Origin of the sequence: Sphingomonas faeni (genome assembly GCF_030817315.1) — a bacterium.
GTDB classification, from domain to species: domain Bacteria; phylum Pseudomonadota; class Alphaproteobacteria; order Sphingomonadales; family Sphingomonadaceae; genus Sphingomonas; species Sphingomonas faeni_C.
This window is the reverse complement of sequence record NZ_JAUSZF010000001.1, coordinates 873,338-892,310: the sequence shown is the minus strand read 5'-3', so window position 1 is coordinate 892,310 and position 18,973 is coordinate 873,338. Positions and strand designations below refer to the sequence as shown.

19 protein-coding genes are annotated in these 18,973 nt (G+C 64.1%); 8 read left to right on the top strand and 11 right to left on the bottom strand.

The features are described 5' to 3' along the window. Positions 1–57: 57 nt before the first annotated feature. Positions 58–609, bottom strand: coding sequence for a sugar O-acetyltransferase (locus tag QFZ54_RS04225; RefSeq protein ID WP_307084706.1), 552 nt, complete (start codon positions 607–609; stop codon positions 58–60). Next, positions 609–1,298, bottom strand: a complete 690-nt coding sequence (locus QFZ54_RS04220) for a DUF1349 domain-containing protein (RefSeq protein ID WP_307084704.1) — start codon at positions 1,296–1,298, stop codon at positions 609–611. Before QFZ54_RS04220 ends, QFZ54_RS04225 begins: the two co-directional genes overlap by 1 nt. A 71-nt stretch (positions 1,299–1,369) precedes the next feature. Between QFZ54_RS04220 and QFZ54_RS04215 the strand changes: the two genes are divergently transcribed. Further along, positions 1,370–1,918: a TetR/AcrR family transcriptional regulator gene (locus QFZ54_RS04215; RefSeq protein ID WP_307084702.1), complete on the top strand. Its 549-nt coding sequence runs from the start codon at positions 1,370–1,372 to the stop codon at positions 1,916–1,918. 133 nt (positions 1,919–2,051) lie between these two features. Here QFZ54_RS04215 and QFZ54_RS04210 read toward each other — a convergent pair whose 3' ends face one another. Further along, entirely contained in the window at positions 2,052–2,954 is a 903-nt protein-coding gene (locus QFZ54_RS04210; RefSeq protein ID WP_307084701.1) for an SDR family oxidoreductase, read from the bottom strand. 96 nt (positions 2,955–3,050) lie between these two features. Between QFZ54_RS04210 and QFZ54_RS04205 the strand changes: the two genes are divergently transcribed. Next, on the top strand, positions 3,051–3,908 hold the full coding sequence (locus tag QFZ54_RS04205) for a helix-turn-helix transcriptional regulator (RefSeq protein WP_307089257.1): 858 nt from the start codon (positions 3,051–3,053) through the stop codon (positions 3,906–3,908). 196 nt (positions 3,909–4,104) lie between these two features. Here the strand turns inward: QFZ54_RS04205 and QFZ54_RS04200 are convergent, their stop codons facing one another. Then, positions 4,105–4,527 carry a hypothetical protein gene (locus QFZ54_RS04200; protein ID WP_307084699.1) on the bottom strand — a complete coding sequence of 141 codons (423 nt, stop codon included), beginning with the start codon at positions 4,525–4,527 and terminating at the stop codon, positions 4,105–4,107. A 565-nt stretch (positions 4,528–5,092) separates the two neighbouring features. On the opposite strand from QFZ54_RS04200, the gene QFZ54_RS04190 reads away from it, so the two are divergent. The 4 genes from QFZ54_RS04190 (at position 5,093) to QFZ54_RS04175 (ending at position 9,853) form a co-directional block, all read left to right on the top strand. Beyond that, positions 5,093–6,637, top strand: a complete 1,545-nt coding sequence (locus tag QFZ54_RS04190) for a GMC family oxidoreductase (RefSeq protein ID WP_307084698.1) — start codon at positions 5,093–5,095, stop codon at positions 6,635–6,637. A 92-nt stretch (positions 6,638–6,729) separates the two neighbouring features. Then, positions 6,730–7,473 carry an SDR family oxidoreductase gene (locus QFZ54_RS04185; protein ID WP_307084696.1) on the top strand — a complete coding sequence of 248 codons (744 nt, stop codon included), beginning with the start codon at positions 6,730–6,732 and terminating at the stop codon, positions 7,471–7,473. After that, a complete protein-coding gene (locus QFZ54_RS04180) occupies positions 7,470–8,000 on the top strand; it encodes an SRPBCC family protein (RefSeq protein ID WP_307084694.1) in 531 nt (176 codons plus the stop codon). The genes QFZ54_RS04185 and QFZ54_RS04180 overlap by 4 nt, the downstream gene beginning before the upstream one ends. Continuing rightward, positions 8,000–9,853 (top strand): aspartyl protease family protein, encoded by a 1,854-nt coding sequence (locus tag QFZ54_RS04175; RefSeq protein WP_307084692.1) that lies wholly within the window; start codon positions 8,000–8,002, stop codon positions 9,851–9,853. Before QFZ54_RS04180 ends, QFZ54_RS04175 begins: the two co-directional genes overlap by 1 nt. A 26-nt stretch (positions 9,854–9,879) precedes the next feature. Here the strand turns inward: QFZ54_RS04175 and QFZ54_RS04170 are convergent, their stop codons facing one another. From QFZ54_RS04170 to QFZ54_RS04160, 3 genes are all read right to left on the bottom strand, one after another. After that, entirely contained in the window at positions 9,880–10,707 is an 828-nt protein-coding gene (locus QFZ54_RS04170; protein ID WP_307084690.1) for an aldo/keto reductase, read from the bottom strand. An 87-nt stretch (positions 10,708–10,794) separates the two neighbouring features. Next, a complete protein-coding gene (locus QFZ54_RS04165; protein ID WP_307084689.1) occupies positions 10,795–11,745 on the bottom strand; it encodes an amidohydrolase family protein in 951 nt (316 codons plus the stop codon). 56 nt (positions 11,746–11,801) lie between these two features. Beyond that, positions 11,802–13,274, bottom strand: coding sequence for a benzaldehyde dehydrogenase (locus QFZ54_RS04160; RefSeq protein WP_307084687.1), 1,473 nt, complete (start codon positions 13,272–13,274; stop codon positions 11,802–11,804). A 535-nt stretch (positions 13,275–13,809) separates the two neighbouring features. On the opposite strand from QFZ54_RS04160, the gene QFZ54_RS04155 reads away from it, so the two are divergent. Both QFZ54_RS04155 and QFZ54_RS04150 read left to right on the top strand, forming a co-directional pair. Next, entirely contained in the window at positions 13,810–14,181 is a 372-nt protein-coding gene (locus QFZ54_RS04155; protein ID WP_373458437.1) for a DoxX family protein, read from the top strand. A gap of 44 nt (positions 14,182–14,225) precedes the next feature. Continuing rightward, positions 14,226–14,792: an NADPH-dependent FMN reductase gene (locus tag QFZ54_RS04150; protein WP_307084684.1), complete on the top strand. Its 567-nt coding sequence runs from the start codon at positions 14,226–14,228 to the stop codon at positions 14,790–14,792. 50 nt (positions 14,793–14,842) lie between these two features. On the opposite strand, the gene QFZ54_RS04145 is transcribed toward QFZ54_RS04150, so the two are convergent. The 4 genes from QFZ54_RS04145 to QFZ54_RS04130 all read right to left on the bottom strand — a co-directional run bounded on the left by QFZ54_RS04145 (position 14,843) and on the right by QFZ54_RS04130 (position 18,844). Then, a complete protein-coding gene (locus QFZ54_RS04145; RefSeq protein ID WP_307084682.1) occupies positions 14,843–15,829 on the bottom strand; it encodes a proline iminopeptidase-family hydrolase in 987 nt (328 codons plus the stop codon). A 61-nt stretch (positions 15,830–15,890) separates the two neighbouring features. Further along, positions 15,891–16,367: a cupin domain-containing protein gene (locus QFZ54_RS04140; protein ID WP_307084680.1), complete on the bottom strand. Its 477-nt coding sequence runs from the start codon at positions 16,365–16,367 to the stop codon at positions 15,891–15,893. A gap of 53 nt (positions 16,368–16,420) precedes the next feature. Then, a complete protein-coding gene (locus QFZ54_RS04135) occupies positions 16,421–17,548 on the bottom strand; it encodes an FAD-dependent monooxygenase (protein ID WP_307084678.1) in 1,128 nt (375 codons plus the stop codon). Positions 17,549–17,587: 39 nt separating this feature from the next. Then, positions 17,588–18,844 carry an N-acetyltransferase gene (locus tag QFZ54_RS04130; protein WP_373458436.1) on the bottom strand — a complete coding sequence of 419 codons (1,257 nt, stop codon included), beginning with the start codon at positions 18,842–18,844 and terminating at the stop codon, positions 17,588–17,590. Positions 18,845–18,973: the final 129 nt, after the last annotated feature.

The window sequence follows — 18,973 nt, the reverse complement described above, 5'->3', positions numbered from 1 at the left end:
TGCTTCGGACTCTCATTCGTATCCGTTCGAAAGCTGACGTCCTTGAGTAATCGGCCACTATTTCAGGAGGCGAGCAGGATTGCCCGCCACGGTCATGCCATCCGGAACATCGCGCGTCACGACACTGCCAGCGCCGACGATCGCGTTGCCGCCGACAGTAATGCCGGGCAGGATCAGCGCCGCACCGCCTATCCAGACGTTTCGACCAATGGTGACCGACCGCCCGAACTCGAGCATCTGGCCACGCTGAGCCGGATCGCGCGGATGATCGGCGGTGAGAATCTGCACTCCAGGACCGATCTGCGTGCCCGCACCGATCCGCACTGGCAAGACATCGAGCACCGTGCACCCGAAATTCAAAAACACGCCCTCGCCCAGGTGAATGTTATAGCCATAGTCGCAGTGGAACGGCGGTCGGATTGTCGCACCACTCCCCGCGTGACCAAGCCCTTCCACCAACAGCGCATGGCGCTCCGCCACGGTAGCTGTCGAAGCACGATTATAGCGATCGAGCCACGCAGCCGCGCGCGCGGCGTCCGCGACGAGTTCCGGGTCGTCGGCGATATAGAGTTCGCCTGCCAGCATCCGTTCCTTCTGCGTCATTGCCATCAACTCAGGTCGTGGAGGTCCTTGCCCAGCGGCGGGGTAATACTGAGGTCGGAGAAATGCACCTCCAGTCCGGCGCGTTCGGGCGTGCAGGCCATCGGTCCGACCTGATAGGAAGACGCGATCGGAAAAGGCGCGAGCCTGACGAGCGGCCAAACCTTGCCGTCCGCCGAGACCTGCAACCGCAGGACGCCCTTGGCGACGGTCGCGCGCATCCAGAAATCCTGCGTGTCATGCTCGTAGGGGCCGGTCGCCCAGTCGGACTTGCCGTCGGTGAGCACGCTGCTCAGCATGGCGCGTCCGTCGGACAATTCGATCCCCGCCTTGACCCAGCGTCGTTCGTCGACCCGCACCATGATGCCGGCCTGATCGTAGAGTTTCTGATACTGGCCGCGGATGCGCAGTTGGGCGGTAAACGCGGCAGGCGCGGTGAAGCCGAGGAAATGGCCGCTGTCGCGGGTGAAGCCGTAATGCGTCTCGCGCCAGAAATCGCTGCCCTTGTCGGTGACGAGCGTCAGGTCTCCGCTGGGCGCGACCTTCCAGGCCTTGGGCGCATTCAGCCAGCGACCGTCACGGCGGCCAAGTGCCGCGGTTCCCGAGCCCTGCGCGGCCGCGACGCTGGCATTGCCCGCGATCGCAAGCGCCGCCGCACCACCGATCAACGTCCGCCGGCTCACCTGATCCTCCGCCATATCCGCTGCCTTCCAATCACCATCAATGCTGTGTACATATGTACACATGTCAAGATCGAGGTAAAGAGGTGATGACCCAACAGTCCCGGCGCAACGATCCGGCACGGCGGCAGCGCATTATCGATGCGACGCTCGCGGTCATTGCGGATCATGGAACCGCGGCAACGACCCATCGTCGCATCGCCGAGGCGGCTCAGGTTCCGCTCGGTTCGGTCACCTATTATTTCGCTACGCTGGAGGACCTGCTCACGGCGGCCTTCCTCCAATTGGCCTCGGAATCCTCCGCTGCCTTTCGCGCGCGTCTGGAGGTCGCGACGGATCGCGCAACGGCGTGTACGGCAGTCATCGACATCATCGCCAACCGGGTCTGGGCGGAACCGCGCACGCTGTTGTTGAGCTACGAATTATACGCCTTTGCGGCCCGACACCCACCGGTCGGCGCGGTCATGCAAAATTGGATGGACAGCAGCCGAAGCGCCTTGGGCCGCTTCTTCGACCCGCTCACAGCGCGGGCGCTCGATGCGTTGATCGAGGGTATCGGCATCCACAATTCGATCGATCGCGCGCCCCTCGACCGCGATGCGGTCAAGGTCATCGTCGAGCGGATTGCCGCGTGTTAGCCGGTCCGATCTACCGGGCTGCCCCAGCGCATACGGCACGACTGGCAGGATCATGACCATGCCGAAAATATGCCTGCCGAATGATCGCAATCGATGCGCCATTCATGTGCGCGTCGAATTCCACGGTGGTCGGTCACGCGGCTACGGGGACGGAATAGTCCATCGCGGCAAGGTCGCTGAGGAGATCGGGACCAGTGGGCTTCCAGCCCAGCCGCGCCTGCGTCCAGCTACTCGAGGCGATCATATCGAGCGAGGCAAAGGGTGCCATCCAGCCGAAGTGATGCTGAATGTCATCGTCTCCGACCGAGCGGACCGGCAGTCCGGTACCTTTACCGATCGCCTCGGCGATGGTGCGCGCATCGACGCCCTCTTCTGCCGAAGCGTGGTATCTCGCGCCTGGCTCTCCGCGCTCGAGCGCCAGAACGTAGAGCTTGGCGACGTCGCTGACGTGTGCGGCAGCCCAGCGCGTGGTGCCCTCGCGTACATATGCCATCGCTCCGGCGCGGCGCGCCTCCGCGATCAGTGGCGTGATCAACCCGGCCTTGGTGGTGTCGTGCACCTGTGGCAGCCGAATGGTGCGTACGTCGATGCGCCGGGCGATCAGCGCTGCGGCGGCGAGCTCGGTGACGATCCGCGGATTGGCGTGGAGCGGGTTGAGTGCGTCCTCGGTCGCAGGACCGCCATTCCGCGGCGTGCCGATGCCGATCCCCGAGGTAATCAGGATCGGCTTGGCCGTCCCCGCCAGCGCATCACCCATCGCCGTGATGTTGCGTTCGTCCTTCGCGGTATTCGCGAGGAAGGTCTCGAAATTGTGGTCGAACGCGCAATGGATCACCGCGTCGGCCGCAGCCACGCCGCCGGCCAGCGTCTCCGGCTGTTCCAGGCTGCCACGATGAACTTCGACGCCGGCTCGCTCAAGCTGCCGGGCACCGGCATCGGAACGCGTCAGCCCGAGCACGTGGTGCCCACGGCCGAGGAGTTCGGGGATGACATGAGAGCCGATAAAGCCGGTCGCACCGGTCACAAAAACACGCATGGGAGATCTCCTTGTTGTCTGGCGACCATATTCACCGCACCGCTTCCGTGTTAAAGTAGTGAGCTTATCGTGGTATAACGTTCAACAGGATCGACTATAGTGAACGACCTGCCCAATCCGCTCGGTACCTATCTGCGGGATCGCCGTACCCGGCTCGACCCTGCGGCGTTTGGGTTTGCGGGTGGACGTCGCCGCACACCCGGTTTGCGCCGCGAGGAGGTGGCGAGCCGCGCGAACATCAGCCCGACCTGGTACACCTGGCTCGAGCAGGGCCGGGGCGGTGCGCCATCGGCCGACGTCCTCGATCGCATCGCGAGAGGTTTGATGCTCACCGAACCGGAGCGCGAGCACATCTACATGCTCGGTCTCGGACGTCCGCCGGAGGCACGCTATCAGCCGGTCGAGGGGATCACCCCGCGGCTTCAGCGCGTACTCGACGGGATGGTTCTGAGCCCGGCGATCATAAAGACTGCGATGTGGGACGTGGTGGGCTGGAACCGAGCGGCCGCAGTGCTGCTGACCGACTACGCCAAGCTGCCGCGGGAGGGGCGCAACATCCTATGGCTGATGTTCGGCAGCGACCACGTCCGTGCCCGCAACGCCGACTTCGACAGCATCGCCCGCTTCGTAGTGGGTGCCTTTCGCGCCGATGTCGCACGCGCGCGCGCCAGTACCAGCATCGAGGTGACGAAGCTGGTCACCGAACTGTCCCGGCTCAGCCCACAATTTCTCGCGCTATGGGAGGACAACGACGTGGTTGCTCATGGCGATGGGGTGAAGCGCATCCATCATCCGGATGCGGGGCTGCTCGCGATGGAGTTCTCATCGTTCGCCGTCGAAGGACGCCCCGAACTCGGAATGATTATCTACAACCCCGCCTCACCAGATGATGCTGAGCGGTTGCGCGTGCTGCTGGATGAACACGGAAACCGACAGGTCCCCGCATCTTCGTAATAATTTGCCCCCCTTCCAGACACACAGGCGCTGCTATTTCGTTCATTTTGAGCGAAAGGACCGCTTCAACTTCGACTATCCGCTCGCGAACGTCGCCAATAGCGGGGACGGACGCCTCACCCTTGGAGAGCCGTTCGCGATAGCCCGCCTCTCTTGGCGCTGTCATCGTGCTCGAAGAGAATCGTGAATTGGAACGTCAGTTGCGCAGCTTCCTCTCCCGATGCTTGCGATGTCGCGAAAAGACGTCAGGCGTCGAGAAACGCGATCGCAGGGTCGGCGAACAGTTCGTGATACTGGAGGATGCCGCCGTGCCCGGCGTCGGGTAGAGGACGAGATCGGCATCCGGAATGCGGCGCGCGAGTTCTCGCTGGGGACCATGATGTCGTGGTCTCCATTGGCGACGAGTACCGGCTGACGGATGACGCCCAGTTCCTGCAAGGATTGCGTTCCCCAAGCCGTAATCGCCTTGAGCTGGCGCCGGAAGACCTTTGGCGTGACGGCGGCATTGCGGGTTAGACTTGCGGGCGTTCAGGCGTACAAGAAACGCGTTTGCCGCGTGACGGCTGATCTTGGTGGCCGTGAAGAACAGGAAGGTCTTCGGATCGCGGAACGTCAGCATGCCCTTGACGATCAGCGGCCAGGAGACCGAGCCGACCGTTGCGATACCGGTCGAATATCACTTTCTGGCGCAAGTTGAACAATCTACGCCGAACCGCCGGGTATGACGAGCACGGAACCAGTGACACACGGTGCATCCGCAACGCCCCCATACCACTGCCTCCTTCAACGATAGCTCCGTAAGAGTTCGTTCCGATCGGCAACTACCGTATCGGCGCTTGCCTTCTCGACAAGGACGATCCGTCGAGACTTCTCGCTCGAACGCCACGCCCCGTTCTCGCGCCGAGCCCGCATGAACGCGACGGATACCTGCCGAACATTCCAAGTGCCGATCAAGGTCACCATCACCTTCCGCGATGCGCGTTTTCTAACAGGAGTGCGCGCATCCTGAAAGCCGAGCGAGCTTCGCTCACGTACGTCTTCGCCATCGGAAAAAGGGATCGGTGACCAAGCGGATCGAGACCGGATCGACCCATGATCCGGTCCGTCATCTGGAGCCAGCTCCCTGGCGCAACGAAGGAATGACCATGGACGTGACACGAAGAACCCTTATTGGGACTGGCGCTTTGGCTACGGCATCGTTGGCGAATGGACGCGTCTTAGCAGCCGGGGCGATCCCCGATGTCGTCATCGTCGGCGGCGGTTCGGCCGGCGCAGTTCTCGCTACCCGGCTGAGCGCCGATCCCCGGCGCAGAGTCCTGCTGCTGGAGGCGGGACCGAGCTTCGCGCCGGACCGCTACCCCGACGCCCTCACTAATGCCGGCGTAGTCGGAACGCCGGACTTCGATTGGGGATACAGCAGCGACGACAAGGCCCGGCTCGGTCACGACGTTCCCCTGCCGCGCGGAAAAGTGCTCGGGGGCAGTTCGGCGGTGAACGGAACCGTCGCGATCCGCGCCAGACCGTCCGACTTCGCCCGCTGGACCGCGCGCGGTATCGCGGGCTGGTCCTGGGACGACGTGTTGCCCGCCTTCAAGGCGATGGAGAACACGCCATCGGGTGCGGCGGAACGGCATGGACGCACGGGTCCCTTTCCGATCCGCCAGCGCTCGCTCGACGAGCTCACTCCGTCGTCACGCGCCTTCGTGGCAGCAGCGCGGGCGACCGGGCTGTCGGCAGTCGGGGATTTCAACGGCGATGACGTCGATGGCGCAGGTCCGTATCCGCTGAACGTCGTCGATGGCGTCCGGATGAATACCGGCATGGTCTATCTGACGGCGGCGGTCCGCGCCCGACCGAATTTGGTCATCCGCGGCGGCGCCGAAGTCGATCGCATCATCTTCTCCGGCAAACGCGCCACCGGTGTGCGCCTCGTATCCGGAGAGATCGTCGATGGCGGCGACATCATCCTGTCTGGCGGGACCTTCGGGAGCCCCGCCATCCTGATGCGTTCCGGGATCGGGCCCGCCGCCCACCTACGCGCGCTTGGCATCCCGGTGATCGCCGACCTTCCCGTCGGACGGCGTCTGCAGGATCACCCGTTCTTCTACAACGTCTACGCGCTGAAGACCCCGGACAAGGGGATGCTGCCCGCCGCGGGAGCGCTGGCGTGGACCGGCTCCTCCAGTGCCGCCCGGGGCGATCTCGATCTCCAGGTATCGGCCACCCACTTCATCGATCCGAAGGCGAGCCCGACCGGCGGCGCGATCGTGCTTGCGGCGGCGGTGACGCTGCCGAAATCGATCGGATCGTTCGAGCTCGCGTCGCGCGATCCGACGGTGCCGCCGCACATCCGCTACAATTTCTTCAGCGACCCAGGCGATCTCGATCGGATGCTCGAAGCGGTGAACCTGTCGCGAGAGATCGGGCGAACGGCGCCGTTTGCCGGCATGGTCGATCACGAAATGGCGCCAGGCGTGGCAGTGACGAGCGATGCCGCCTTGCGCGCCAACATCGTCGCCAACATCGCCGCCTACCAGCACCCGACATCGACGGTCCCGATGGGCGCCGACGCGGATCCGACCGCCGTCGTCGATGCCTCGGGAAGCGTGCGCGGCATGCAGGGCCTGCGGGTCGTCGATGCCTCGATCCTGCCCGACATCCCATCGGTGCCGACCAATGTGACAACCATCATGGTGGCCGAGCGGATCGCCGGACGGATCAATACCTGACGCGACGTCAGCACCTCGTTCGTCTTCCCGCAGTAACCCCATGGATCGACGACCGACTGGGTCAGTCGCCCCCTTTTTTTTGGAGACACGCAATGACGTCCATGACGAACAAGGTCGCGCTGGTCACCGGCGCATCGCGCGGCATCGGTCGCGCGATCGGCGAAGCGCTGGGCCGCGAAGGCGCGACCGTGGCGATCAATTATCGCAGCCGCCCGGAAGAGGCTGCAGAAGCCGTCCGCGCGGTTGAACAGGCCGGTGGCACCGCGCGCGCGTTCCAAGGCGATGTCGCCAAGCTCGCCGACATCGAGCGACTGTTCGACGAGGTGACGGCAGCGTTCGGCGCCCTCGATATCGTCGTCGCCAATGCCGGCCTGCCGTTCATCGGCGTACCCGTCGCGGATGTCAGCGAAGCGGACTTCGACCGCGTCTTCGGGCTCAACGCGAAGGGCTCGTTCTTCGTGCTGCAACAGGCGGCACGGCGCGTGCGCGACAACGGCCGGATCATCGACATCTCGACGTCGACGACCATGTTCGCGGGTGCCGGGATGGGCTTGCACTCGGCGTCCAAGGCCGGATCCAAGCTGATCGTAGAAGTGCTGGCGCTCGAACTGGGAGATCGCGGCGTTACCGTGAATTCGGTGATGCCGGGCGCGACCAACACCGAGTTCCTGAATGATGCCCCACAAAGCGAACGCGATCGCATTGCTGCCGGCTCTCCGCTCGGCCGGATCGGCGAAGCCGACGAAGTCGCCGATGTGGTCGCGTTCCTGGCCTCCGACCGGGCGCGCTGGATCACCGGCCAGCACCTTCTGGCCAATGGCGGGGCGCGGGTATGACGCCCCGCCATGGCGAAGGTCGGTTCGCCGCCGAGATCGCCGCAGATCCGGACCGCATCTGGTCGACGATCCGCGACTTCGGACGCGCTGCGGACTGGAACCCGGTGGCCAGCAGCAGCCGGCTGGTCGTGGGTACCGACATAACGCCCGGCATAGAACGCGAACTGCTGACCGCCGACGGTCAGTCGGTCCTGGAACGACTGACAGGACTGGACGATCACGCACACCGCCTCGACTATGAAATGTTGAGCTTCCCTATTCCGGTGATGGAACAGCGCAACCAGATCACCGTCGACCAAGCGACGAAGGGCTGGTCGCTCGTGACCTTCACAGCCCGCTTCGCTCCTGCGGACGGAGTAGCTATCGACGAGATCGCCGCGATCAACCGCACCGCGTTCGCCGCAGCGGCCGGCGGCATCGGTCGCCTGCTCGACGCCGATGTTCGCCCATCGGCCGGATCGCAGGACCGGGACCGATCCGTTCCGAGATCGGCACGTGCCGTACTGAATCAACCGAAGGACTACTGATGTCACGCTACTCCGTTCTGGTTCGCTTGGCAGCCGTCGTGCCCTTCATCATGGGAGCGGCGCCCCAAACCCATGATGCTATCGACGAGACGCTCGCGGCCAACCGGTCGGCGACGGCGCCGCAGGGGTGCGCCTGGAACGGCACGCTCGAACAGGATTTGCGCTCGATCGATCCTGATGCGCCGACGATCCTCCATTCCGTTATGGACCGAAGGACGGGCCGGTATGCCAACTGGCAATCGACCGGCCCGATGCGGACTGGTGAAGGCTTCGATGGCCGAATGCCCTGGCAACAGGAGGTGTCGGGCACCGTGCGCCCCGAAGCCGGCGGCGAGATGCCGGCGCTGGCGATCAGCGAGGCATATCGCGGAGCGAACGCCTGGTGGGCCACCGACAGAGCCGGTGCGGCGATCTCCGATGCCGGACCGGTGGTGGAGTCAGGGCGACGCTACGCGCGACTGACGGTTACCCCGCTGCGTGGACAAACCTTTACGGCCTGGTTCGATGTCAACACCCATCTGCTCGCTCAGGTGACTCAAAAGATCGGCGCTGCCACGACCACGACCGTCTACAGCGAGTACCGTAATGTCGGGGGTTGCCTGTACGCAGGGTCGATGACGATCGACGGCGGCGATGGCGAGCAGTACCGGCAGACCTTCACCCTGATCCGGACCAAGTCATCCAAGACACTGCCCAGACGCTACTTCTCACCGCCGAAGACCGACCCCAAGGATTTCGCATTCGGTGCATTGGGCAGCACGAGCGTGCCGTTCTGGCTTGAGGGGAATCATGTTCTTTTCGATGCCAGGATCAACGGCAAGGGTCCGTTCACGATGATTCTCGATACCGGCGGACTAGCGGTCCTGACGGTAGCCACCGCGAAGACGCTGGCGGTCCGGGCCACCGGAAACACCGCCGTCGGTGGCATAGGCGACAAGGTTGAGAGCTCCGGATACGTGCATGGTCTCGACGTGCAGATTGGCGAATTCATGCTTCACGGTCAGACCGCGATGGTCTTGGACCTTCCAAATACGCCTCCCCCCGCCCGCGCCATGCAAGGCATGATGGGCTATGAGTTGCTGCGTCGCGTGATCGTCAAGATCGATTACAGGACGAACATCCTGACGCTCTCGGACCCGAAAAAATTCGACCGCAAGCGCGCCGGCATTGCCGTCCCGTTCGATTATGCGGACCATATGCCCGAGGTCGCCGGATCGTTCGAAGGTATCAAGGGCCGGTTTCGCATCGACACCGGATCGGGTTCGGAACTGGTCGTCAGTTCTCCTGCCGTACAGCAACACGGGTTGCGAAAGTGTCATCCCGTCGGGGTTCAAAGAACGTCCGGGAGCGGTATCGGCGGCACCACCACCGCGTACATGACGCGTTCCGACGACCTGAAGATCGGCGCGATCAGGTTCGATCATTTCGTGGCCAACCTCTCGTCCCAGAAAATAGGCGCGTTCGCCGATCCCAGCTATACCGGCAATATCGGGGGCGGACTCCTCAAGCGCTATGTCGTGACCTTCGACTACCCGGGACAGACCATCTATTTCCAGCGACGCCCGGATGTCGTGGACGACACGGGAACCTACGAACGCGCGGGCATCTCGATCCAAGCCGTCGCTAGCGGACTTGCAATCGGCGAAGTCGTCGCAGGCGGGCCAGCGGAGGCGGCGGGTCTGCGAGCGGGGGACGTGCTGTCGGCCGTGGACGGGGCGAAGAGTGCAGTCACCGATCTATCGGGACTGCGGTATCGCTTGCGCAACGCCCCGGTCGGAACCGCCGTCACGTTTGACGTCCTGCGCGGCACCACGAAAATCTCGAAGACGATCATCCTGAAGGATCAGATCTGATCGAGCCACCCGCCGCTCGCGCCGGTTCAGTCCCAGTCGGGGGCTAGACCGCGCGGGGAAATGATCCTGCCATCCGGCGTAGCCAATTCCCCGATCGTCAGCATCTCGTTTTCCGACAATGCGAAGTCGAAGATAGCAAAATTCTCCTCCAGCCTTTCAAGCTTTGCGGTCTTCGACAAGGCGATGACGTCATTCTGCTGGATCAGCCAGCGCAACGCCACCTGAGCCGCGGACTTGCCGTGGCGCGCGCCAACCTCGCGAAGGACCGGATCGGTCGCCGATCGGCCGTCCGCCATCGCGTAGTAGGCGGTGACCGACATGCCGAGGTCACGCGCGGTGGCGAGAAGGCGATCCTGAGACAGGAAGGGATGGTATTCGACCTGGTTGGTGACCAGCGGTGCTGCGCTGAGCGCCGCGGCTTCGTGCATCTGCGCAATCGAGTAGTTCGAGATGCCGATGTGACGGGTCATTCCCTTTTCGAGCACGGCGTTCAGTTCGGCAATCTGTACGTCGCGGGGCACGTCGCTGCCGTTCGGCCAGTGCAGCAGGAGCAGGTCGACATGGTCGGTCCGCAGTTTTCGCAGGCTCTCCTCGACCGAGCGCGCGAACGCACGCGGCGAGAAATTGCCCACCCATATTTTGGTGGTCAGGAATATCTCGTCCCGTGGAACGCCCGACGACCGGATCGCGGCACCGACCGCGCCCTCGTTGTCATAGATCTGCGCCGTGTCAACGTGGCGAAAACCGGTTCTCAGCGCGGCCGGCAGAACGGCGGCAACACTGTCCTCGCTCATGCGGAAGGTGCCGAAGCCGAGGGCGGGAATCCGGGCGCCGTTTGCACTGACGATGGTCATGATGCGTCTTTCGCAACGAGATCGCCGAGAAGTGACTCCACGTCCGGGGCGGGCGCTCGCCCCGGAGAGATCTTTGCTCGGTGCCGCCTACGCGGTCAGGTGACGGAGCCTGGGCAGGAGTTCCAAGGCCTTGCCGCGGTTGATCATCGAACGCTGGGCGGGCGTGAACCCGGCATAGGCGTCCAGCTTGTCCGTGAAGCACGATGCGACGTGCGCCGGCGCGTAGGGGAAGTCGCTACCGAACAGGATGCGGTCTCCCGCGAAGGCCTTCAGCGTCGGAAACACCGCGTCGCCCGACGACAATGCCGTGTCGAAATAGAAGGATTGCAGCCCCTTCAGCAGCGCCGTCGGATCGTCGAGCTCGGGCCGGAAGACCTGCGCCAACTCGGCGAAGCGGTGCGATGCGTAGGGCAGGAACCCGCCGGCATGCGCCAGGATGATGGAGACGTTCGGATAGCGATCCACGACGCCGTTGAGCACCAGCTGCACCGCGGCCCGGGTGGTGTCGAAGGGATAGTCGACCAGCGGCCCGGCGACACCGTGGATCGTCTGCAACGGTGGCTGGCCGGGATGGATGAAGACCAGGGCGTGGCGCCGGTCGAGTTCGGCCCATAAAGGTTCGAACGCCGGATCGCCGAGATATTGCCCGCCGACATTGGCGAGCAGGATCACACCGTCGGCGTGAAGCGTATCGAGCGCATAGTCGAGTTCAAGCAACGCGCCCTCGACATCGGGCAACGGGAGCGTCGCGAAGTTACCGAACCGGCCGGGACGTACCGATACGACGTTGGCGGTGTATTCGTTGACGCGGCGCGCCATCTCGCGGCGCTCGGTGGTCGGCCATTGCACCACGCCCGGCGCGGTGAGCGACAGGATTCCCGTCGCTATCTGTTGCGAGTCCATGAACGCGATCGCGGTTTCCGGCGACCAGTCGGGCGCGACGGTGCCGGATGGATCGCCGCCATGCGCGGGGAGCGCCTTGGCCCAGAACGGCGGGACGATATGCTGGTGGACATCGATACGCGACGCATGTGTCATGTCTTGATTCCTTTGATGGCTGGCCGGGGACGCCGGAGCCCTCCCCGGCCGCGTGCTCAGAACGGGTAGGCTGGGACGGTCGTGCGCGTCGTGACCCACTGCCACTCGGTGAACTGGTCGGCGTTGGTCAGCGTGGAGTGGGCAAAGCCGTTGCCGGAGTTCCCCACCCCGCCGATCGGTCCGTAGACTTCGTGCAGCACGGTCTGGTCGTTGATGTGCACGACCCCGGAATGCAGCGCGTCGGCGATGCGCTGGGCGCGCGCGAGATCGGGCGATACGACGGCGGCGACCAGGCCGTATTCGGACACGTTGGCGAGCGCGATCGCCTGTTCGTCGGAGGAGAAAGTGGTGATCGGCGCGACCGGGCCGAAGATCTCCTCGTCGAACGCCGCCATGCCGGGCGTGACGCCGGTAATGACGGTCGGCTCGAAGAACAGCCCGTTGCGCGCGCCGCCGGCGAGCAGCGTGCTGCCCTTGGCCAGCGTCTCGCGCACGATGCGATCGACGTTCGTCGCCTGCCGCTCGTTGACGATCGGTCCGATCTGGACGGCGGGATCGACCGGGTCGCCGACGACCAGCCCCCTGGCGTGGCGGACGAGCGCTGCGGCATAGCGATCCGCGACGCTCTCGTGGACGATATGCCGCCCGGCCGTCAGACAGATCTGTCCCTGATGGAAGAACGCGCCCCAGGCGCCTGCGCTCGCGGCCGCTTCGATGTCGGCATCCTCCAGCACGATGAAGGGATTGTTGCCGCCGAGCTCGAGCGACACGCGCTTGAGCATGCCGCCGGCAACCGAACCGATCTGGCGCCCGACCTTCGTCGATCCGGTAAAGCTGATCATGTCGATCAGCGGTTCGGCGACGATCGCCGCACCGGTTTCCGCCGCGCCCGGCAGCACATGGAAGACACCCTTGGGCAGACCTGCCAATTCGAGCAGGTGCGCAAAGATGAAACCGCCGACAAACGGACTCTGAATGTCCGGTTTGAGGACCACTGTGTTCCCCAACGCCAGCGCCGGGCCGATCGCACGGGCTGCGAGGATGAAGGGCGAGTTCCAGGGCGTGATGATCCCGACCACGCCGACCGGAATGCGGCGTGCGACGCTTGTGCGCCCGGGTTCCGCAGTCGCGTTGAGAACGCCGTAGGGCTGGCTGCCGAGCGAGGCCGCTTCGAGGATCTCGCGTGCGACGACCCCGACTTCCCACTGTGCCTTAAGGCGGATCGAACCCGTCTCGCGGATCAACTGCTCCTCGATCCAGTCGCCGTGCACGAGAATGAGACGCGACAATTCGCGCAGCACGTTGCCGCGCGCCGGTCCGGTCCATGCGCTCCATGCCGGTTGCGCATCGTGCGCGGCGCTTGCAGCGATCCTGACATCCTCCGCCGATGCGACACCGGTACTGCCAAGCACGACACCGGTGGCCTTTTCGATAACGGGCTCGGTTCCGCCCTTGCTCGTGATCCAACCGGAGCTGAAGATATTGCCTGCCCATGCGTCTAGCGACGGGGCGTCCGTTAGGTTGGTCATGGTAACTCCTGCACGTTCGGCTCGGTCGAGCCTCGAGACCACGGCATGCGGTACGGATGCCGGTTCGATGGTTTTACAGTTAGGCTATTGCTGGCCGGCCGATTAGCCGGCAGGATCAAGACGGTTCATCCGAGGTTTGGGACGATCCCGACCACCCGTCACGGGATGACGGTCGACATGGTGGCGTGATGGCGAAGGCGCCGCCGTCCAACTGGTCGGAGTACGTAGCAGCGAGGCTTGCGCAACAAGCAGGGGATATTGCCTGCCCGCCCTGAACGACTGTCCCGGGAAATCTCCCAGGACTGTCGACCACTAGCCCGATACTCTTCGCGTCCCGCCTTCGCGCAGAAACTCCCGCCTTCGCGAAGAGATATTGAAAGTCCGAAGGACGAGACTCTGTGTTCCGAGATGATCAGGTTCTGGAGGTGCAGCAAGCAAACTAGACGTCTTTTTCGGAGCCATCGGCATCTCTCGCGCCTCTGCTTTAGGAAAGATCACAATGCCATCTTCATACGAACCCGTTTGGACACCCCGCTTGCTGTCGCTCTTCCGCATCGTGTTCGCGCTGCTGTTCTTCGCCCACGGGCTCGCGAAGATGACCGGTTATCCCGCCGGTGCTCAGCCCGGGCAGGTCGCGATACTCAGCCTGTTCGGCGTCGCGGGCCTGTTCGAATTCGTCGGCGGCGCGTTCCTCGTCGTCGGGCTGTTCACCCGCCCGGTGGCAATCCTTCTGTCTGGCGAGATGGCAGTCGGCTATTTCCTCGTCCACGCGCCGCAGGGGTTCTTCCCCTCCCTAAACGGCGGCGAGCGGGCGATCCTCTACTGCTTCGCCTTTCTCTTCATCGGCATCGCCGGGGCGGGAGTGTGGAGCATCGATGCCGCACGGACACGCGCGGTCCGCGGCTGAATCCCGCCGCCCGTCCCGGACGCGCCACTCTACGAGGATTTTTAATGACTACGCTTCCACGCATCGGCGTCCTGATCGGCAGCCTGCAGACCAAGGGCACCTCGAGAAAGATCGCCCGCGCGCTGCAGGACATTCTGGCACCCCGGCTGACACTCGAAATCGTCGAGATCGGCGACCTCCCGCTCTACAACCCCGAGCGCGACGCAGAGGACGTTCCCGCATGGGATGCGTTCCGCAGCGCGGTCGCACCGCTGGACGGCATCCTGTTCGTGACGCCCGAATATAACCGGTCGGTCCCCGCCGCGTTGAAGAATGCGATCGACGTCGGATCGCGGCCGCAGGGCGCGAGCGTCTGGGCGTCGAAGCCGGCCGGCATCGTCTCGCACTCCCCCGGCATGATCGGCGGTTTCGGCGCCAACCATCATCTGCGCCAGTCGCTGGTGTTTCTCGACATGCCCGCGATGCAGCAGCCTGAAACCTATCTCGGTCATTCGCCGATGCTGTTCGACGACCACGGTGCGTTGATCGACGGTCCCGGCAGAACGATACTGACCGCGTTCGCAAACGCGCTCGTGGCATGGGTCGCACTTCATCGACCTGCCGCCGTCTAGAGGCAGGTGACGGCTGCCGAGGGTATTCCTTTGCAGCCGTCGCGGGCTCTTCAGACCGTGCGGAGGAAGCGCGATGTCGTGCCGATCACCTCGCCCGGATATTCGATGTGCGCCATGTGCGAGGCGTTCTTGAAGACCGACAGCCGGGCGTTGGGCATCAGCTTGACGATCTTGGTGCCGACCCAGGCGGGCACTTCGTCGAACTCGCCGCAGGTGACGAGCGTCGGCACCGGGATGCTCGCCAGGCTCCGGCTTATGTCGAGATTCTTCAGCGTGCCCGTGAAGTCGATCTCGCTGGGACCGTTGAGATGGATGTAGACCGGATTGGACGCCAGCGCCTCGCCACCCTCGTTGAAGAAGGCCGGCCAGGGATCGATGCGCAGCATGTGGCGCTGGTAATAGGCCATCATCAGCGCGTCATAAGCCGGGTCCGATCGTGCGGGGTCGGCGGAATGGCGCGTGACGGTGGCGACGGCCGCCGTTCCGAACGCCGTCATCCAGCGGCTGGCGGCCTCGGTGAAATCCTGCGTGGACGTCGCCGAGCCTGCCAGGACGAGCGCCTTGACGCGTTTGGGGTAGGCGGTCGCGTATAACGGCCCCAGGAAGCCGCCCCAACTGTGGCCTAGCACCGCGATCTTCGGAAAACCCAGATGATCGCGCAGCATCTCCAGTTCGGAGACGTAGCTGTCGGGCGTGTATTTGGTCAGATCGTCCGGGCGCGCGGACCGTCCGCAGCCGGTCTGGTCGTACAGGACCACCTGACGGTCGGTTGCGAGCCCCGCATAAGGCCGCGTGTAGATCTCGCCGGCGGCGGGGCCACCGTGCAGGACCACGACCGGGGTACCGCCCGGTTTGCCGTAAACCCGGTAGTAGACGGCGCCGTTCGGTCCCGGCGCCATGCCTTCATGCTCCGGCGGCGTATCGATGTGCCATTGGGCCGTATCGGGATAGGGCGATGTTGCTTTTGCGAGGGCAAGAGTCGGAACGGCGGCGGCGGCGAGCAGGCCTATGGTAAGGGTACGACGATCGAGGATCATGGTCGGAACTCAGCTTTTCGCGACAGGAGGGCGTGGTTCGCGGCGGGGCCGCACGGCGCGCTCAATTCGGACCGGCGGGCCCTTCAAGGATCGTGATGCCGAACTCTGTCGCCAGCGTCAGGAGATGTCCCATCTCGGCCTCGGTCGGCGGCTTGCCGGCAGGGATGCTGTCAGTGTCGGACAGCGGGATGCCGGCTTGCGCGATGAAGCGATCGAACCCGCCGGGCGTGGTGACGACAAGGCCACGCGCCGGTCGATCGGTGCGATTGTGCAGACCATGCGGAACGTTTCGCGGCGCGAAATACGTCTCCCCGGCGCGCAAGGCGAAGGTCTCGCCGCCGATCGTCACGTCGAGTTCGCCTTCCAGAAGATGCATCGTTTCATCTTCCAACGCATGGACGTGAAGCCCGCCGCCGCCGCCGGGGGGCACGATCCCCTGGATGAGCGAGAATTGCCCCCCATTGTCCTTCGACGACAAGAGTATCCGCATATCCACGCCATTGAAGATGAAGCGGCGGGGGAGAAAATTGTGAAACATGATGTTCTACTCGAACGAGGGAAACTGATAATGTCGGATGGTCTTGGCCGGCGTCAGACTTCGGCTTTGAGCGGCGCGTAGGTCTGTCGATACCGTCGCGGGCCGATGACCGGGAGCAGGGCGTTGCGGATCAGGTTCGGCAGCTTGGCGGCCTTCGACATGGCATCGGTCAGACGCTGCACATGCGCGACCCGCTTCCACCTTTGGTGCTGATAGTCTGCCAGCGCGGTCTCGATATCGGGGTGTTCGCCGATCGATCGGACAAGGACGATCGCGTCTTCCAACGCGAGCGCGGCACCCTGCGCCCACACCGGAGCCGTCGCGTGCGCCGCGTCGCCGACGAGCACCGCACGACCGCGATGCCAGTTCGGCAGGCGCACCTCTTCCAACGGGGAATGATAGAGGCTGCCCTCCGGCGAAAGTGCGTGCCTCAGGGCGCGCCGAACGCGTTCCGGAAAGCCGTGCTCCATTCGGGCGATAGCATCGGTTGGACTGCCGCCCGGATGCGGTCGCGTCGTGGCCACCCATCCGTACACGGTATCGCCGTCCACCGGGACGAGCAGGACCATGCCGTCGGCCCCCGTCCAAAGGCTCCAGCAATCGACACCCGGATTGGGCGCCATGAAGCGCCAGCTCGATTGCGCGATCAACGCGCCCGTCACACCGCTGTCGCCCCCGAAGGCCTGCGCGCGGATCGTCGAATGAACGCCGTCCGCGCCGACGACGAGCCGGGCGCCCAGGCTGGCACCGTTGGTCAGCGTGACTTCGGCATGCGTCGCATACGACGCCATCGCGGCCACGCTGGCATCGTGCCAGACCGCGTGGTCCGGTAGCCCGTCCGCCAACATGGCCAGCAGCGCCGCACGGCGCACGCTGCGCGGCCGGCGCGCCGGGCCCCAGAAGGCATCCTCGTCGATCTCGCACAGCAGTCTGTCATTCGCCGCGCGATACTGCCGTCGACCTATCGGATGACCGATCGCTTCGATCTGATCCCGGAGCCCGAGCGTAGCCAGCGCCTGTACCGCGTTACCCGGCAGGACGATGGCTAGCCCGCCGTCGCTGGGTGCCGTGCGGCGCTCGACGACGGAGAACGGCAACGACCGTTCCTGCAGCGCACGCGCCACGGCGAGCCCCGCTATCCCGGCGCCGACGATAAGTATCTGTCCGGATGCTGACTGCACCAACGGCTCCTTTATAATGATTTTTGGCGAGACCTGCCGTCAGTACGGCATGTGAAAATGCCAGAACCGCGCCATCTTCGACCGGCGTGGCAAGCGATCCCGGAACTCCGACGACGTCGAAGCGGGCAGCTTTCCGCCCAACTCCCGCAGGTCTCTTCCGTAGATATTGTAGATCTTGTTGACCTTGCTGTTGATCGTCTCCGCGATCGACCGCATTCCCTTGTTGTCGTCGAGGATCCAGCCAATCTCGCTCCGCGTCGCGCCGTAGTTGGCGACCGCTGCGGATCGGATATTCTCGATCATCATGAAGGCAAGCTGGCTGGCCATGCGCGACGCCTGAAGTTCCTTGATCACACCCATCAGGGGCACGCGTATCGTTCGAACCTGCGGCTTACGCAGCCACCAGAGCAACTTCGCCCAGCCAAACGGCAGCAAGGAGCCGTTGAGCGGTTTAATGGCCTCGTTCAGATCGGGAAGCGCGATCATGAACGCCACGGGTCTACCGTCCAGCTCGGCTATGCTGATCAGGTCGTTGAACACGATGGGTTTGAGTTTGATGCCGACATCGTCGATCTCGGGATCCGTGAGCGGAACAAAGCCCCAATTGTCCGACCAGGCATCGTTGAGGATGGCCAGTATGAGCGCCGCCTCGTCCTTGAACCTGGATTTGTCCACCGGACGGATGCGGATCCGCGGGTTCGCCCGACCCGACGCGACGATCCGCTGAACGATCTTTGGAAAACCCTTTGTAATATCGAGATCGTAGGTCAGCAGTTCTTTGACCCGCCGATACCCGGCCCGCTCGATCCATTCGCGATATACGGGTTTGGCATGACCCATCATGATCGTCGGCGGATGGTCGAAGCCGTGGACGAGCAGGCCCGGGTCTTCCCAGATCGACATGCTGATCGGACCCAGCGCGCGCGTCATGCCCTGCTGGCGGAGCCAATCCTCGGCTTCCGCGAGCAGCGCCACGAACACCTCCTCGCGTTCGGCCTCCATCAGGCCCCATTGCCCTACCCCCGGACCGAACCCCTGCTCCGCCGGCATGGTGAGCGCCAGCGTATCGATGTGCGCCGATATCCGCCCGACCACCCGTCCGCGCTCATACGCCAGGAACAACTGCGCCTTGGCATGGCTGAACCAGCCGTTCTTTGCGGGTGTTATCAAACCCAGCGCCTCGCCTTTCAGCGGCGGGACCCAGGATGGATCGTCGCGGTACAAACGAAATGGTAGATCGACGAACAACTTCCGATCGTAATTATTCGTGACGAGGTCGATGGTTATTTCGGTCAAAATGTGAGCTCGGTATGATTAGGTCAGTGCATCGTCGCCGAACGTCATATTTTTGACTGCCTCGACATGGACGAATTGCGAACCTGGAACGCCCCTTCACCTGATCGACGGCTTCGGCTCGCCGGCTTT

Coding starts and splice junctions, on each gene's coding strand:
- QFZ54_RS04150 (WP_307084684.1), top strand. CDS start 14,226: ATGACTACGCTTCCACGCATCGGCGTCCTGATCGGCAGCCTGCAGACC.
- QFZ54_RS04160 (WP_307084687.1), bottom strand. CDS start 13,274: ATGACCAACCTAACGGACGCCCCGTCGCTAGACGCATGGGCAGGCAAT.
- QFZ54_RS04170 (WP_307084690.1), bottom strand. CDS start 10,707: ATGACCATCGTCAGTGCAAACGGCGCCCGGATTCCCGCCCTCGGCTTC.
- QFZ54_RS04145 (WP_307084682.1), bottom strand. CDS start 15,829: ATGATCCTCGATCGTCGTACCCTTACCATAGGCCTGCTCGCCGCCGCC.
- QFZ54_RS04225 (WP_307084706.1), bottom strand. CDS start 609: ATGGCAATGACGCAGAAGGAACGGATGCTGGCAGGCGAACTCTATATC.
- QFZ54_RS04165 (WP_307084689.1), bottom strand. CDS start 11,745: ATGACACATGCGTCGCGTATCGATGTCCACCAGCATATCGTCCCGCCG.
- QFZ54_RS04140 (WP_307084680.1), bottom strand. CDS start 16,367: ATGTTTCACAATTTTCTCCCCCGCCGCTTCATCTTCAATGGCGTGGAT.
- QFZ54_RS04180 (WP_307084694.1), top strand. CDS start 7,470: ATGACGCCCCGCCATGGCGAAGGTCGGTTCGCCGCCGAGATCGCCGCA.
- QFZ54_RS04200 (WP_307084699.1), bottom strand. CDS start 4,527: ATGCTGACGTTCCGCGATCCGAAGACCTTCCTGTTCTTCACGGCCACC.
- QFZ54_RS04175 (WP_307084692.1), top strand. CDS start 8,000: ATGTCACGCTACTCCGTTCTGGTTCGCTTGGCAGCCGTCGTGCCCTTC.
- QFZ54_RS04185 (WP_307084696.1), top strand. CDS start 6,730: ATGACGTCCATGACGAACAAGGTCGCGCTGGTCACCGGCGCATCGCGC.
- QFZ54_RS04220 (WP_307084704.1), bottom strand. CDS start 1,298: ATGGCGGAGGATCAGGTGAGCCGGCGGACGTTGATCGGTGGTGCGGCG.
- QFZ54_RS04210 (WP_307084701.1), bottom strand. CDS start 2,954: ATGCGTGTTTTTGTGACCGGTGCGACCGGCTTTATCGGCTCTCATGTC.
- QFZ54_RS04215 (WP_307084702.1), top strand. CDS start 1,370: ATGACCCAACAGTCCCGGCGCAACGATCCGGCACGGCGGCAGCGCATT.